We start from the raw sequence: 16,668 nt of genomic DNA, 5'->3' as shown, positions 1-16,668 counted from the left end.
GACAGCAACACAGCGCTCTATCAATCAAAAAACAGACTAATAATCAACTATTTAACTTTAAAAAAAACAGGAAAAAGAAGCCAAAATAAACGTTTTACGTTTGCAGAAAACGTAAAGCATTTGTTTTGAAGCCGGTAATTTTTGAGTAAAAATGAGACATCAAAACGATAGGTTGAGAAGCAATAAAAGGGATAAGTTTACTGTCAAACAGACATCATGAGAATCGATAAAAATTAGATTTGTAGAGGAAACGCTACAAAATAAAATTTTCTACAATGATCTCCAAATAAATGTCAGATCATTATTTATCTTCGACCGATAAAGCGGGAGATTTTTTAGATGAAACCAGACAAATTTTGAGCACAGTGACAACATTATTTTTAACTTTCGTTTACGTTATTTTAAATGTCTTAGTCATAAGCATGAGTGCGGTAACATTGCATCTAAGATGGAGTTATCAGCACTCGATATACGATAAAATCGTCGTATATATACTCAGTGGATTTGCCACCTATAGCGCAGCCTCCTTATTATTCTGGTACCTATTCCCATTAAAGGATTACTATTCTCTGGCATTTCCTTTTGGGCTTACAATGGGACCTATTCTTCTCTTCTTGATGAAGGGTTCCTTAAACGATGAATCGGTAAAAGGAGATTGGATTCATTTACTTCCGTTTATACTTAGTCTTCCGTTCTACGGATTTTTCATCTCCCATAGTGATTTCAGACATGATCACAGCGACGGCTATTTCGGATATATGTATGCGACTACATTCGCTTCAATGATCGGTTACGGCAGCTATTCACTCCTGCTGTGGCATAAGGCCGGGAAAACAAAAAAATCTCCCTCGCTCCTGTTTTTACGGGAAGCTCGTGGTTTCGTACTGTTCCTGGCATTATGGGCAGCTCTGTTTTTTACTCCTATAGCCTTGACAACCGATTTTTACTTGGAACTACAAAGTGCTATTCATGTGTTATTATGTCTATGTACTCTGTTTATAGGATGGAAACTCTATATGTCTACATATAGACGGGTTAGAAGCAACGTGGGACATCGCACCCTTACCGCTGACAGTATTTTTCCAAAAGGAGAGGAAGAAGAAACTCCAAAAACAGAAGCTTATACCCTTACAACACGGAAACGGAGAGAATACGAACAGGGGATGCAGCGGTTTATTCGAAGCAAGGGTTTCATAAACCCCGAAATCGATCGACAAGCATTTGTGGCCATTACAAAGATATCGCCCAAACATCTGCACCATTTCCTGCAAGACCAATACGGAAAAAGTTTTTCTGCTGTTATCAATAAGCTGCGAGTGGAGTATGCTGCACAGGAACTGCGGAAAAGTGATTTTGTAAAAAATATAGATGATTTAGGAGAGGCCTGTGGCTTTCGCTCCCGGGCTTCCTTTTACCGTAACTTTACGACAGAAATCGGTTGTTCTCCCTTGGAGTACCGAGCAAACAACCTGACACTTAGCTAGTCCGACACTGTCGTGCTGAAGAAGAATTGTTACAAACCAATCAACCTGTAGTAACAAGGGTTGCGTTCTGCTTGAGCAGACGCAAATCCTTGTTATTCACTTTAGATTTCGCAAACGCAACTACTTTAATACTTTCACAGTAATGTTGCGGTACCACACATCATCGCCGTGATCTTGTAGACCAATAACGCCTGATTTGCTGTCACCGCCTACATTTTTTAAGAGCGCAAAAGCCTCCGGCCATTTCGCACTTGAAAATTTCCCTGCTTCGAGCAGCGATACCCAGGATGAATCCCATAGGGTATACTCCACCACTTTCACACCATTCTGAAAATGTTGCACTTTACCATCATTGACGACAATCTTTGAATGGTTCCATTCACCATAAGGTTTACTATTTTGTGGTTTTGCAGGAATCATGTCGTACAACGATGCGGATTTACGGTTTCCATCGGCACCAAGTTTAGCATCAGGATGGTTTTCATTATCCAATATCTGGTATTCCGGTGCTGAAATATAGATGGGCTTTCCTTTGATCTCCTTAGCGAGATAAAAAACACCCGAGTTTCCAGCTTTGGATATACGCCACTCAAACTCCAGCTCAAAGTTTTTAAAACGATGGGCAAAGATCAAAGCACCTCCTTCAGGCTTCTCCGCATTCGGCTTGCGGTTAAATTTCAATGTTCCATCTTCGATAGACCATTTATTAGGCACATGCGATAACGCATAACCACGCCACCCTTTTAAGGAGGTCCCATTAAAAAGAATGTACGCCCCGGATTTATTTTTTTTCAAATCCTGCAATTTCACCATGGGAAGCCCTTTTTCCTCGACGAGGTTCGGGAAATCGGTCTGTGCCGTGGCACGATTTACTTTACACGCGCTTACCATACAAGCCAAGACTACAACCAGAGATCCTATTATTGTTCTGTTCATTTTATTGTTGTTTATCGGGATTAAAAATATCAAAAACAATTTATATCTCCAATGTCTTCTAATATTCCATTCCGCTGTCATCGTTCGAGAATCCACTGTCAGTTTTTTTGCTCTTGGACGATTTATCCTGTACACCAAAACGGTAGGAGAACGACAGGTTGATACTACGTCTATGCCAGCGCATGGTCTGATCAATCGTCCGAGTAGGCAAATAACTTACGATACCAAATTGCCTGTTATCGAACAGATCCCGAACGTTCAACGCCAAGGTTCCCTTTCCTTTTAACACATCCTGACGTACAGCCAGATCGACCCCGGACATGGATTTGAAACGTCCCTGCAATGTTTTCATCGGTGCTCTATAATCGGCTCTTGCCTGTAGGGAAAGAGCAGACGTAAACCGCACATTCGTCAGTACATTGGCATTCCAGCCTAAATTTTCCGGCCGGGCAATATTAAATTGCGCATAAGGGATAAGATTATTATAAAAACCATTCAAATTCGTGGTCACATCCCACCACTTGACGATATTCACCTTCGCAATAAGCTCGACTCCTGTGCTGTTTCGACTTCCGACGTTTTCCCATCGGCTAAACGTTGCATTTTTATTGGCATTTAAAAACTCAGCTGCCACCTCGTCGTTTATATCATACTGAAAGGGTTGCGACATATCATTCACACGGCGATAGTATACCGAACTCACAAAGTTCCACTTGTCATAAAACCGTGCATAACTCAGCTCAAATGCATGGATATCTTCGGGCATCAGATTGGGATTACCTTGGCGGAGGTTGGTCTCGTCCGACAGGTTCACAAAAGGATTGACCTGAAAGCCCCGGGGACGCTGTACACGACGGGTATAGCTCAACTGTATCTTGTCGCCTTCTTTATTGACGTCATACGTCAGAAAGGCACTCGGATAAAGACGGAAGTAGTCCAATGTACCAGGCGTCGGTGCCACGTCGGGATCTAAACTTTTATAGAGGGTATTCAGATAAGCATCTTCCGCTCTCACCCCTACTTGCATACCAATCCGCTCCGAAAGCATCCGCTGGTAGTTGGCATATAAGGCATGTACGCCGCTGCGCATTTCAAAGTCATTGCTGACGCCAAAATCCGGTACGATGCCATGGTCTTGTGATAAGGTGTCTGAATACTGACTTTCGTTCGAATTACGCAATATAGTACGATAGCCAGCTTCAAACTTGTGGTTCTCACCTAAAGGCAAGACATAATCCAACTGAAAGTTCCAGTTTTGTCCACTTTCACTTGTCGTATTATAGCGCTCCTGCTGAAAACGATCGGTGTCAAAAGTCTGCAGGTAATCGTTCGTACCATCTTCCCGGTCGTCCCCGAATGTAATATTCGCGGTCAGCTCCTCTCCTTTTCGGACAAGCTCCTGCCGGAAATCAAAAGTCAGGTCATACCCAAAATCCTGCTCGGATTGCCGGGAGGAACGGTCACTTTCCGACCCCCACTCGGGTTGATTGAAATAACGATAGTGGATATCTTCTCCGCGATCATTGTCCCGGATACTGAGGTTGGTCCCCAGACTCAGCGTTGTCTTGTCTGTGGCGTAATAGTCAGCCCCCAAGCGAAAGGAATGATTATTTCCCTTCCGATACCGCTCGGAGTTCGTCGTGGTAATCTCGCTATTATCGCGTTCTTCTCCATCAATAAGCTGTGCATTCCGTACAGAGGCCTCACCCGGACGATTACGATGGTTAAAATTGTAGCTCCCAAAATAATTGAATTTACTATCGCGGTAATTCAGGAAAGCACCGGCCATATAATTGTCGTAATTCCCTATAGATGCATTTACAGTACCATTGAGGCCTGTACGGACATTCTTTTTGAGCACGATATTGACAATACCTGATTGTCCTTCAGCATCGTATTTCGCTGACGGATTGGTCATAATCTCCACTTTCGAGATCGCCTCTGCCGGCAAAGATTGCAAGAGTTTACTGATATCACTTCCAGCCATAGCCGACTCCTTGCCATCTATCAATATACGTACACCGGTCGAACCGCGCAAGCTGACGGATCCATCAGCGTCTACCTGCAAGGTAGGCACATTCCCCAATAAGTCCTCCGCTGTCCCCCCGACACTGATCGTACTTTGGGACACATCGAATACTTTTTTATCAATACCCAACTGCAACTCGGGTATTTTTCCCTGAACAACCACTTCGCTAAGTTCTTCGCCGACAGGTGTCAGCGTGACAGTGGCTATATCTTGTGTTTTATTAGCTGCGATCTGTACCCCCTCACGGATATAGTCGGCCATGCCGATATAAGAAATTTTCAGTGTATATTTACCGGACGGGATATCGTCAACAACAGCTTTCCCATCGGCTTGGGTTTGTCCACCGCGAAGGTAGGCTCCCGCAACAGGGGTAAGCAACGATACGCTCGCTCCTACAATGGGCGCATTGGAATTGGCATCTTTGACGGTAACTTTTAACGATCCGTTTTGTGCAAAGGAATAAAAAGGGAACAGAAGAAATAATAAATATAAGCTTTTTACGTGCATGATACTATTGTGATATTGCCGTAAAAATCCACAATATTTAATAATTAACCCTAAACGTAACTGTATTATTACCGACAGCGCTATTCAACCGAAACAGTCAGGCCTTCGGCTTTCAAAATCTTACGGTAGATCTCTACCTCGGTATAGCTACCTTCCAGTACGGGGCATTTGCCCTCGGTATGAACTTTCCATGCAATGCGCTCGGCTTCGGCTTCGCTATATTGCAGATGATGCATCAGGCAATAGATAACATGATCGAATGTATTTATTTCATCATTCCAAAGGATAAGCCTATGGCTTTCCTTAAACGACGCCAATATTTCCTCGAGACTATAGGTTTCTTGCGTGGTTTCAACACTCATGCCGCAAAAATACTGTATTTTTCAAAAAAAGCGTAATTTTGTAGTCTTGATTGTTGTTATAAATCTTAAAACATGTTCCAGACTAAAATTGCAGGTGTAGGTTTTTATGTGCCGAAAAACGTTTACAAGAATGAGGATTTAACACGGTTTATGGATACCAGTGATGCCTGGATCCAGGAGCGGACAGGGATACAGGAACGCCGTTATGCCGACCGCATCGGCGAGACAACAACAACTATGGGTGTAGAAGCGGCAAAAATAGCTATTGAGCGAGCGGGTGTCACACCGCAGGATATTGATTTTATTATCTTTGCGACCTTGTCGCCGGATTATTATTTCCCCGGATGTGGCGTTCTTTTGCAACGGGAAATGAATATGAAGGAAATCGGTGCGTTGGATGTACGCAACCAATGCTCCGGATTTGTATATGCCTTATCTATCGCCGATCAGTTCGTCAAAACCGGCATGTATAAAAATATTCTCGTCGTGGGATCGGAGAAGCATTCTTTTGCGCTGGATTATTCCACAAGGGGGCGTGCCGTATCGGTTATTTTTGGTGACGGCGCCGGTGCAATAGTCGTACAACCTACGACGGAGCAAAATAAAGGCATTTTGAGTACTCATCTCCATTCCGATGGAGCGGAAGCCGAGAAACTCGCTATGTATTATCCGGGAGCTTCAGGCGGCATCTGGCTGGAAAATCAGCCGAACTGGCCGGACCAGGAATTGGGCGGTATGCTGATAACGAAAGAGATGCTGGACGACGGCACGGCTTTTCCTTATATGGATGGTCAGGCGGTCTTTAAAAAAGCGGTAGTTAAATTTCCCGAAGTCATCGTCGAAGCATTAGCCAACAACAATTTGACACCCGCCGATATAGACCTGCTTATTCCCCATCAGGCGAATCTACGGATTGCACAGTTTGTGCAAAAAACGCTAAAGCTTCGTGATGATCAGGTTTTTAACAATATTCAGAAGTACGGTAATACAACGGCCGCATCCGTTCCGATCGCACTATGCGAAGCGTGGGAAGCCGGAAAAATAAAAGATGGGGATCTGGTATGTCTCGCTGCTTTCGGTGCGGGCTTCACCTGGGGATCGGCATTAATCCGGTGGTAAAAGATTGACGATTAATTAATCGTCAATCCTTAAAAAATTCCCTTTTTTGTCAAACTCCAAATCCAAGCCATTCGATAGCTCTATTTCGTACCTACGGCTGGAGCGGGAAATCTTTACGATGTCATTTTCGGGGAAACTCTTTTTGACATAAGCAACCACCGGTGCGGGAATAATCGCGGCAGGAATGGCTTTCTTTTTACCATCGACTTCTTTCCACTGGCCTTTTGAATCAAAATCTATCTCTTTTCCGTCTTTTAGACGTACTTCATACTCTGCGGATGATAAAAATTCGCTTTCTTCGGTGATGTAAGATACATTCTTTTCGCTGTAGTGCTTGCTGATAAAACTTTGTGCATTTTTTGGCAATTGCGCAAAAGAAATTGCCTTAACCTGTGCTTGTGCTGCTGTCGTAGCTACAACCATCATCATAACTACGATACCGTTCATTAGTGTTTTCATATCTTTTTTATTTTTGTTACGTCAAAGGTCAGCACCGATTTGGGAAAGATTTAGGAAAATTTTATTTATTTATTTTTCGTGATCTGAAACTGATGCAGGTTGTCGCTGAAGGTATAGGTTACGGACAGCATAGGATATTGTTGTAGGATAGATTGGACGATGGCAAGCCCGAGGCCGGTGGACTGGTTATCCTGACTACCTTTTCGAAAGCGCTCATAGATGGATGTTGTATCTAACGCACTGGCTGTAGCGCTGTTAGCCACTTGTATCGCGTCCTCGGCAACGGCAATCCGGATTACTCCGCCCTTCTGATTATGCTTTATCGCATTCCGTAACAGATTAGCAAGGAGTACAAAGGCTAATTCTCTATTGTACATACAAAGAAATATTCCTTCTTCCTGATAGTGCAGCTGTATTTCTTTATGTTCGACAAGATAGTCAAGCTCCCGTACCAGCTCCTGCAAAGCGTTGTTAAAATTAACCTCTTCCATGGCTGTGTACTGCTGATTTTCAATCCGCGAGAGCATCAACAGCGAACGGTTGAGATTGGCCATGCGCAGCAATGACTGTTTGGCTTCTGCGATTTTGGACAATTGGCTTTCATTCAAATCTTCATCATTCAGGAGCAGGTCAAGTTTATTGGCAACAATGGTCAGAGGCGTCTGCAGCTCATGCGATGCATTTTCAATAAACCGCTTCTGGCTATGAAATACACTTTCATTCCGGTCAATCATCCGCTGTATCTGTTGATTTAAAGCCTCAAACTCCTCGACCTGTGTAGGTACGGTATGAAAGCTGTCTGCTTTGCCAAACCGATATCTACTTAAATTCGCCAATATGCGATGAAACGGTTTCCATGCCCTCCGCAATACAAAATGGTTGATCACCATGATACTTAGCACAATAACCGCATACAGAACCGCCAGGGAAAGTGCAAGATTGAGGAGAAAATCATCTTCTTCGACCGTCGATGTTCTGATTTCTAATTTATAGGGCTTCCCTTCCTTGTCATAAAAGCCAGTATGCAACACCCTATAGGGCTCGTCATCCTCGTCGTACGGCATGTAAATAAATTCTTTCGAAAAATGATTTTGGTCGACAACATCGCCCTCTTCTGCAGGCCATATCCTAAACTGATTGACACCAAAATCCTGCGTATTCCGGATAATATCCGGATCTTTATATACTTCTCTAAGAATCAGTATTTTTTGGTTTTTCAGCCCATCGTCGATATTGTCGTACACCTCATCCATGATGACGGCATAAAACAAAAGCGCCCACACAGCCATGATGATCAGTATCGCGACCACCAAAAATCGATTCGTATAATTCTTGACAGATACGGCCATTTATACCAATTTATACCCTACACCATATACCGCCTGTATATCCATTTCTGCACGTGCATCCTTCAATTTTTTCCGTAAGTTTTTGATCTGCGAGTAGACAAAGTCCAGATTATCCGCTTGATCGACATGATCACCCCATACGGCTTCCGCTAAAGTTGTTTTCTCCATCAATTTATTGGGCCGGGAGATAAAGTAATATAACATATCATATTCCTTACGGTTAAGCGGCACATGTACACCCGACACCAATAGTTCTCTGTCATCGGGATTAAGGCATGCATTTTTATAATGGATAAGGCCATCACCATCATTTGAGTGTCCATGACGACGGATAATAGACTTGACCCGGGCGAGCAGCTCTGCTAAATGAAAAGGCTTGGCTAAATAGTCATCAGCACCGATCTCTAACCCCTGCACCTTATCTTCGACGGAATCTTTGGCCGATAAAATCAAGACCGGTTGCCTGACTTTCTCCTCATTCATACGCTTTAAAATATCAAGGCCAGTACCACCGGGCAGCATAATATCTAAAAGTATACAGTCGTAGGTATACGTTAGCACCTTCTCCAGCCCTTTTTCAAAAGTATCGGCGGTTTCGACCAAAAATTTTTCACCTTCTAAAAATTCCCGGACTGTATTTCGTATCGCCGGTTCGTCTTCTACAATCAATATCTTCATTCATTTATTTTATTCTATTGCCGATGAGATAAACTGTCTCATTTCTCCCTTAAAAATACAAAACTTTTCTCCTATTTTTACGTTTTATCTTAGAACAGTAGCATTAACGAAGTTTTACAGGCTTGAATAGATATATACGATTTTTTCTTCGCACGATTCTGTGGATAGTAGGGTCCCTAATAGTCTTATTGTTATTGATTATTTTTCTGGTGAGGTTGCCTGCGGTACAAAACTACGTCGTCGGAAAAGTGACCAATTACCTCGAAACAAAAATTGGTACACCTGTTGACATCGGTTATATCCATATTACATTTCCCAAAAAGCTTGTCCTCGAAAATGTTTATTTCGAAGATCAGAGCCAAGATACATTGCTATCGGGAGAAAAGCTGCTGGTTGATATCAATTTATGGAAACTATTGAAAAATACGGTTGAAATCCAGGAGCTCAATCTAACGGGTATTACCGCAAAAATCAAGCGAACAGCACCCAATGGGGATTTTAACTTCGATTACATCATGCAGGCCTTTTCGTCTGAAAAGGAAAGCACGGCCGACGCCGATACAGCTTCGGCACTTATCTTCGATATCGATAAGGTGAAACTTGACCGCATACACTTCGTCTACCATGACGATATGATAGGCACCGCTGCCGATATACAGCTTCATCATTTTGACACACGTATCAAGACCTTCGACCTGACGAACAACATGTCTTTCGACATCCCGAATATTCATCTGGACGGACTAACCGCCAATGTCAGACAGTGGTCTCCCGCAACGGAAACCACGGCGCCTAAAGCGGAGGATTTTGGTATTACCGACGAAGGAGTCGAGAATAGTTCTCTTTTACCTAATCTCGCCACCAAAACTATACAGCTGAAGAATATACAGATTGTATATGTGGATGAATCCACTGCGATGGACACCAAGTTCGCGATTAAAAATCTATCGGCAAATGTCCGGGAGATAGACCTAAATAAGGAAGTCGTCCATCTGAAAGATCTCCTGCTCGACGAATCGGATTCGTTTGTACGCTTGGGCAAGCATACGAAGCGTGAAGAAAACGAAAGCGACACCACATCGGCCAACTGGATCGTGTCCGCGGAAAAATTATCTATCAACAAAACGAACTTCTGGTTTAAAGATGATAATCAACCTCGTATGCAGGGCTTCGATTATTTCAATATCAGAATTACCGATCTTGCCGGCACGCTGGATGATCTGTATTATTCATCCGACTCGATCTCCGGTTCTTTAGGCAACCTGACCGCAAAAGACCACTCTGGTTTCTTTCTCAAACAGCTTAAAGGTGATTTTGTGTATTCCAATACAGGCGCAGAAATTAAAAATCTGCTTGTACAGACGCCACAGACTACAATCCGGGATCATATTAAAATCAGTTACCCGTCGCTGGATGCTGTCTCGAATAATCTCCAGTCTTTACAGATTGACGCCAATATCAATAAAACGCAAATCGATATGCGCGACATTCGCTACTTTGTTCCCGACCTACAGGATATAGAAGCAATGCAACCACTTTTGACGAAAAAATTCTTTATCGACAGTCGGGTTAATGGTCGGGTTAATGATCTGCATATCCCCAAATTGGAGTTTAAAACGCTGGACAATACCCATATCATTGCCAGTGCCGATATCAAGGGGCTACCGGATGTCGATCGGATGCACATCAACCTGAACGTGAAGAAGCTAACGAGTTCGAAACGGGATCTGGATCAGCTTGTCGCTAAATCCTTACTTCCGAAAGACTTTCAATTTCCGAATGCCATGGCCCTGTCCGGAACACTGTCCGGGGGGATGAATGGCTTTGATGCCAATATGTCCCTGCATACCGACAAAGGCAATGCGACAGTAAACGGCAATCTGAACATGGCTGGGCGCGACACAACATACGATGCACAGCTGACGATAGCTGATTTTAACGTCGGACACATCCTCAACCAAGACTCTATATTGGGCATTGTTTCCGTCGATGCCCGGGTCAAAGGCACCGGTCTGGATCCAAAGACTATGGTTGCCGACCTGAATGGCCGGATTAACCGGCTCGATGCCATGGGGTATAGCTACCATGATATATCGCTGGACATGTCAGCCAGCCATGGGGATATTGCCGGCGAGGTCAAAAGCACAGATCCCAATGTGAAGTTCAATATGGATTTGGCAGCGGATATGAGGGGACAATATCCCAAAGCACGTATGGACCTGATGATCGATAGTGTCAACCTCCGCAATCTTAAGCTGATGGACGACAACATGCGCTATCACGGCAAAATAACGGCTGATTTTGAAACGGCAGACCTCAACTTTTTAAACGGGTATATTCATGTCACGCAATCCTCTATTGCTTACAATCAGGAGCGGTACGTGCTGGACACCATTTCGCTGGTTGCGATTGCGGATACCGCAAAAAACAGTTTAATTTTTCAATCGGAATTCCTGAAAGCCCATTTGGTGGGAAAATATAAGCTTACTGAATTGGGACTGTCTATGCAGGATATCGCCCGCATATATTACAATCCCAAAAATGAACCGCCGACGGATCAATCTTATGAAGATCAGACCTTTGAATTCTCCGCAGCATTAAATAATTCTCGTGTGATCCGGGATTTTCTTCCCAAGCTGGAAGAAATGAGCGATATCACGCTCGACGGTACGTTCAATAGCAAAGAGAAAAGTATCATGGCCAAACTCGTTGCGCCAAAACTGGTATATGACGGCATGACGGTACAGAATATCGGTTTCGACCTGGTAACCGCAGACAGTACCATGTATTACTCCACCTTGATCGAACGGATACGGGTAAGTAATATCGAACTAACCAACACGGTACTCAGCGGTCAAATCAGCGAAAACAATCTGGATATGGGGTTATGGATCAAAGATAAAGAATCGAAAGACCGCTATCATCTGGGTGCAAAAATGGCTGTAAATGAAAATAATTATAGTTTAAGCTTGTTTGAAGACGGCCTCATGCTAAATTATGACCAGTGGAGTATCTCAGCCGACAACCAGATCCTCTTCGGTAGCCAGGGTATCCGGGCACACAATTTTCGACTTAGCCATGAAGGGCAAGAACTGTATATCCAATCCCAGGACTCTACGCTTAATGCGCCTATCGATATCAAATTTAACAACTTCAGAATCGAAACGCTCAGCCAAATGCTCGAATCGGAGACACTCAATGTGGGTGGAGGTATTAACGGTACGGCTACCATTTCCCGGTTAGACACCAATCCGGTCTTTGTATCGGATCTGGAGATCAAGGACTTTCTTTTTGGCGGGCAAACGATCGGCAATGTGCTCATAAAAGTGAATAATGAAAAGGAAAACACCTTTGCAGCGGATATTCAGATTACTGAAAACGGAAACGATGTTCACCTACAAGGGGAATACTATGCTCCTCCAACAGGACAGTCATCTTTCGAGGCCACGCTGGCGCTTCAGCCAATGAAACTAAAGACAGTCGAAGCATTCAGTATGGGCTACCTGCAGGAATGTGAGGGAGATTTGACCGGTTCATTAAAAATAAGCGGCACAACGGATGCTCCTCGTATTCTGGGCGATCTTGTTTTCAGCAAAAGTAAAATTAACATTACCATGCTGAATGCTGACTTTCTCATGGACAACCAAAAAATCAGTTTTAACGACCAAGGCATCCAATTCCGACAGTTCCAGCTGACTGACTTGAAAGGCAATACGGCCAGACTAAACGGCAGTGTCACCACGAAGACGTATACAGATTTTAATTTTAATCTGAACCTAACAACCAATAATTTTGCCGTAGTCAACTCCACACGTGAGGATAATGATCTATTTTTTGGACAGCTGTATGTCACGTCCAATATCCGGATACGCGGCGATATGAATAAGCCCACCATAGACGGCAACATCAAGGCAAACGATAATACCGATTTTGTATTTATTGTGCCGAATGAAAATCCGGGCGTCGCCGATCGGGAAGGTGTGGTCAAATTTGTCGACAAAAGTGATACAACACGTGCCAATGTCTTCGCCAAGCTCGATTCCATGACGACTACAACGACCCTTTCCGGTTTTGATATGGCGCTTAACTTAACGACTGACCGAGAGGCTAAATTCAAAATTATTATCGATGAAGGATCACAGGATGCATTAAATATTCAGGGCGTTGCGGAGATTAATACGGCGATCGATGCCAGTGACAAAATCACCATGTCGGGGACTTTCACCGTAGAGGAGGGAAATTATTCCTTTAATTTCGGGCCTGTGAAACGGCAATTTGAATTCGAAAAAGGAAGTACAATCACATGGAACGGCGATCCGCTGGATGCCAGACTGGATATCACGGCGGTATATAAAGGCAAGTTCCCGACGCTGGAACTCGTGGCCAATCAAATCGGCAACGACAATCAAAACTTGTATAAACAACGTATACCGTTTAACGTTCGATTGATATTGACGGGCGAATTGTTCAAACCGGATATAAAATTCGACATCGACTTAGATGAAAATAATGCGATCGTATCACAGGATGTGGTTAGCAAAGTGAACATTGCGTTGGCTGCCATACGGGATGATCCAGCTGAGCTCAACAAACAGGTGTTTTCGCTGATTATTCTGGGTCGCTTTATTTCTGCAAATCCGTTTGAAAGCCTTTCCGGCGGCGGCGGTGTCGAGGGTACCGTGAGAAATTCCGTCAGCCAACTGTTATCGTCGCAGCTGAATAAGCTTGCTTCGGATCTAGTCAAAGGGGTTGAACTGGACTTTAATCTGCAATCGGAGCAGGATTACCTTACGGGAACGGGAGCCAACCGGACGGACCTCAATGTCGGTATATCGAAAATGCTTTTTGACGATCGGCTAAAAATTACCGTAGGCTCTAATTTCGAAGTCGAAGGCGCATCCCGGCCCGGTGAGAATCCCAATAACATTGCAGGAGATATAGCGATAGATTATCAACTTTCCAAAGATGGCCGGTATTTTGTACGGGCGTATCGGAAGAACCAATATCAGGCGACATTACAAGGTCAGTTTGTCGAAACCGGTATCGGCTTTATTATCAACATGAGTTATGATAAATTTAAGGAACTGTTTATGAGTTCTAAGGCTTTGGAAGAATATTATAATACAGATAATAGAAGTTTCAGACGACGGTTTGATGTGGAACGTATGGAAACGGATTCGGTCTATCGGGACAGTGTCCGGATGGTGATCCGTGATAGTCTCATGAAACATAGTCCAACGTTTAGAAAAAGAATGAAAGAACGGGAAGAAGAACAAAAATTACAAAGACAACAAGATTCAATACCTCAAAAAGAAGATAATGACACGTCGAACAATTCTGCATACATTTTGAGACCGAAATTATATGCCCGTCTTGCATGGGAAGAAAGGAGAAATTATGCACACTAGGCTACTATGCAGTATCCTCCTCACAGCTGTACTGTTTTCAGTTTCCTGCAACTCGACGAAGTATCTTGCCGAAGATGAAAAGCTTTACGACGAAGGTAAGGTTGAACTGAAGCTGGACAGTGGTATAGCTGCTGAAAGAAAAGAAGCCTTCGAAGAACACCTCGAAGAAATGCTAATGCCGAAGCCTAACAAAAAAATATTGGGCTGGCGATGGAAGCTCAGTCTCTGGAATATGGGCGGAGGGCCTGATACCACCAAAAACTTTTTCAGAAACTGGTTAAAGAAAATGGGAGAAGAACCGGTATTATTGAGCGATGTCAACCGGGAGTATAACGAGAACTTATTACGTAACAGGGTCGAAAATCTCGGCTTCTTCAACGCAACATTCAGTTCGGATACCACCATCCATGGCAAATTGGCTTCAGTTACCTACACGGGTATACCACGAAAAATATATCGGATCAAATCTGTTGAATACGATATAGATAGTACTTCTCAAATCGGTCATGATATCGTTGCAGACAGTGCAAACACCTTATTAAAAGTGGGAAGAAATTATAACCTTGATGTGATAATAAGTGAACGCGAGCGAATTGATAACGATCTCAAGAATAAAGGATATTATTTTTTCAATCCCGATAATGTGCTCGTCGAAGTGGACAGTACCGTCGGGAACCATAAGGTCGACATGTTTATCACAATAAAGCCCGAAACATCGAAGCAAGCAAAGAGCCCACAACATATCGGAGATATTTACATCTATCCGAACTATACCTTAAATGAACAAGGCTACAGCCGGAGACGACTCCGGAATCTCGAACTATTTGACAATAACTATTACTTTATTGATCCGCAAAATACATTTCGGAAAAAAGTCCTGGCCAATCATATTTTCTTCGAAAAAGATCAGCTATATAATAGACATGACCATAATTTAACGATCAGCCATCTGGTCAATCTAAATACTTTCAAATTTGTCAAAAATAATTTCGAGCCCAATCCTAATAAAGAAAATACTTTAGATGTCTATTATTATTTGACACCTATGCCAAAAAAATCACTACGTTTCGAAATTCTCGGGAAAACTGCAACGGTGTACAATGGTTCGGAGGCCAATGTGACATGGACATTACGAAATGCCTTTCGGGGTGCGGAGACCGTAACCTTGAATGTCTTCGGCGGATATGAGACACAAACGGGCGGAAATGTAAATCTGAATTCCTCCTATTATCGGTACGGAGCAGAATTGGGCATTTCCTGGCCGCGCATACTCTCGCCCTTCGACTGGGCACCGAGCAGGCGGTTTATTCCGAAGACCTACCTGAAGTTCGGTTATGAATTTTTGAATCGAAGAAATGCCTATATGCTCAATTCTTCGTCTTTAATCTATGGCTACACCTGGAAAGAGAATGATCAAAAGCAACATGACCTGAGCCTCGCCGAAATTATATATGTTCAACCGCGGAATATTACAGATGAATATAGAGCCCAGATGGACACCGTTCCAACGCTCCGACATATCGTTGAACCGCAATTTTCCTTCGGTCCGAACTACACCTTCACATTTACAAATACCATGAAGCAGGAGTTGAAACACAACTTTTACTTCAAGGGCGGATTCAATACGTCGGGAAATGTCCTTGGACTTATCCAAGGAGCGAGTTATAAGAATGATAATGTAAAAACATTGTTCAATACCCCGTACAGTCAATTCGTTAAAGTAGAAGCAGACTTCAGACATTACCTCAATATCACAGATGATTCCCAGTTGGCTTCCCGTATGATGATCGGCACCAGTTATTCCTACGGGAATTCGTATTCGCTACCCTATCTGAAGCAATTTTATTCAGGCGGCCCGAATGGTTTACGCGCCTTCCGAGCGCGGTCTGTTGGTCCTGGTTCTTCCGCACCTGAAAATCTCGGCGAAAACAACTTTTTTGCTGATCAGACGGGAGATTATAAATTGGAGCTTAACACCGAATATCGAGCAAAGCTGGCGGGATTTATTCACTGGGCTGCATTTGTTGACGCCGGAAATATATGGGCACAACATGAAGCGAATTACAAGCCGGGATCGGGCCTCTCCAAAGATTTTTTGTCGGAGCTTGCCGTAGGAGGTGGGCTGGGTCTACGGTTTGATTTTTCTTTTCTGATCTTACGGACAGATTTTGCTATCCCATTCCGGGTTCCCTATCGCGATAAAGGCGATCGTTGGGTCTTCAAATACATCGACTTTAGAAGTTCAGGGTGGCGATCGGAAAATCTTGTTTTCAATTTGGCTATTGGTTATCCGTTCTAAATTTTTTTTGTATATTTATTGAACAAACGACTATAAAC

The 16,668-nt window shown here is 43.4% G+C and carries 10 protein-coding genes; 4 read left to right on the top strand and 6 right to left on the bottom strand.

From position 1 onward, the window contains the following. Positions 1-422 precede the first annotated feature (422 nt). Positions 423-1,484 (top strand): helix-turn-helix transcriptional regulator, encoded by a 1,062-nt coding sequence (locus tag G5B30_RS13850; protein ID WP_165320582.1) that lies wholly within the window; start codon positions 423-425, stop codon positions 1,482-1,484. Between the two features lie 120 nt (positions 1,485-1,604). Here the strand turns inward: G5B30_RS13850 and G5B30_RS13845 are convergent, their stop codons facing one another. The 3 genes from G5B30_RS13845 to G5B30_RS13835 form a co-directional block, all read right to left on the bottom strand. Further along, positions 1,605-2,420 carry a DUF1080 domain-containing protein gene (locus G5B30_RS13845; RefSeq protein ID WP_165320581.1) on the bottom strand — a complete coding sequence of 272 codons (816 nt, stop codon included), beginning with the start codon at positions 2,418-2,420 and terminating at the stop codon, positions 1,605-1,607. A gap of 58 nt (positions 2,421-2,478) precedes the next feature. Beyond that, positions 2,479-4,956, bottom strand: a complete 2,478-nt coding sequence (locus G5B30_RS13840; RefSeq protein WP_165320580.1) for a TonB-dependent receptor domain-containing protein — start codon at positions 4,954-4,956, stop codon at positions 2,479-2,481. An 80-nt stretch (positions 4,957-5,036) separates the two neighbouring features. Beyond that, entirely contained in the window at positions 5,037-5,318 is a 282-nt protein-coding gene (locus G5B30_RS13835) for an ATP-dependent Clp protease adaptor ClpS (RefSeq protein WP_165320579.1), read from the bottom strand. Between the two features lie 72 nt (positions 5,319-5,390). Between G5B30_RS13835 and G5B30_RS13830 the strand changes: the two genes are divergently transcribed. Continuing rightward, positions 5,391-6,437 carry a 3-oxoacyl-ACP synthase III family protein gene (locus G5B30_RS13830; RefSeq protein ID WP_165320578.1) on the top strand — a complete coding sequence of 349 codons (1,047 nt, stop codon included), beginning with the start codon at positions 5,391-5,393 and terminating at the stop codon, positions 6,435-6,437. Positions 6,438-6,452: 15 nt separating this feature from the next. Here G5B30_RS13830 and G5B30_RS13825 read toward each other — a convergent pair whose 3' ends face one another. From G5B30_RS13825 to G5B30_RS13815, 3 genes are all read right to left on the bottom strand, one after another. Next, complete coding sequence (locus G5B30_RS13825) at positions 6,453-6,896, bottom strand: PepSY-like domain-containing protein (protein ID WP_165320577.1); 444 nt, start codon at positions 6,894-6,896, stop codon at positions 6,453-6,455. A 65-nt stretch (positions 6,897-6,961) separates the two neighbouring features. Next, positions 6,962-8,245, bottom strand: coding sequence for a sensor histidine kinase (locus tag G5B30_RS13820; RefSeq protein WP_165320576.1), 1,284 nt, complete (start codon positions 8,243-8,245; stop codon positions 6,962-6,964). Beyond that, positions 8,246-8,923 (bottom strand): response regulator transcription factor, encoded by a 678-nt coding sequence (locus G5B30_RS13815; protein WP_165320575.1) that lies wholly within the window; start codon positions 8,921-8,923, stop codon positions 8,246-8,248. 188 nt (positions 8,924-9,111) lie between these two features. Between G5B30_RS13815 and G5B30_RS13810 the strand changes: the two genes are divergently transcribed. Both G5B30_RS13810 and G5B30_RS13805 read left to right on the top strand, forming a co-directional pair. Next, positions 9,112-14,331 carry a translocation/assembly module TamB gene (locus G5B30_RS13810; RefSeq protein ID WP_240903220.1) on the top strand — a complete coding sequence of 1,740 codons (5,220 nt, stop codon included), beginning with the start codon at positions 9,112-9,114 and terminating at the stop codon, positions 14,329-14,331. Next, on the top strand, positions 14,321-16,630 hold the full coding sequence (locus G5B30_RS13805) for a BamA/TamA family outer membrane protein (protein WP_165320573.1): 2,310 nt from the start codon (positions 14,321-14,323) through the stop codon (positions 16,628-16,630). Before G5B30_RS13810 ends, G5B30_RS13805 begins: the two co-directional genes overlap by 11 nt. Positions 16,631-16,668 lie beyond the last annotated feature (38 nt).

The sequence above is a fragment of the Sphingobacterium sp. SGG-5 genome, from assembly GCF_011043525.1.
Taxonomy (GTDB): domain Bacteria; phylum Bacteroidota; class Bacteroidia; order Sphingobacteriales; family Sphingobacteriaceae; genus Sphingobacterium.
This window is presented reverse-complemented; position numbering and strand designations above follow the sequence as displayed.

What these genes read in the sequence shown, in the direction of transcription:
- G5B30_RS13835 (WP_165320579.1), bottom strand. Translation starts at nt 5,318, where the DNA reads ATGAGTGTTGAAACCACGCAAGAAACCTATAGTCTCGAGGAAATATTG.
- G5B30_RS13845 (WP_165320581.1), bottom strand. Translation starts at nt 2,420, where the DNA reads ATGAACAGAACAATAATAGGATCTCTGGTTGTAGTCTTGGCTTGTATG.
- G5B30_RS13850 (WP_165320582.1), top strand. Translation starts at nt 423, where the DNA reads ATGAGTGCGGTAACATTGCATCTAAGATGGAGTTATCAGCACTCGATA.
- G5B30_RS13815 (WP_165320575.1), bottom strand. Translation starts at nt 8,923, where the DNA reads ATGAAGATATTGATTGTAGAAGACGAACCGGCGATACGAAATACAGTC.
- G5B30_RS13840 (WP_165320580.1), bottom strand. Translation starts at nt 4,956, where the DNA reads ATGCACGTAAAAAGCTTATATTTATTATTTCTTCTGTTCCCTTTTTAT.
- G5B30_RS13830 (WP_165320578.1), top strand. Translation starts at nt 5,391, where the DNA reads ATGTTCCAGACTAAAATTGCAGGTGTAGGTTTTTATGTGCCGAAAAAC.
- G5B30_RS13805 (WP_165320573.1), top strand. Translation starts at nt 14,321, where the DNA reads ATGCACACTAGGCTACTATGCAGTATCCTCCTCACAGCTGTACTGTTT.
- G5B30_RS13820 (WP_165320576.1), bottom strand. Translation starts at nt 8,245, where the DNA reads ATGGCCGTATCTGTCAAGAATTATACGAATCGATTTTTGGTGGTCGCG.
- G5B30_RS13825 (WP_165320577.1), bottom strand. Translation starts at nt 6,896, where the DNA reads ATGAAAACACTAATGAACGGTATCGTAGTTATGATGATGGTTGTAGCT.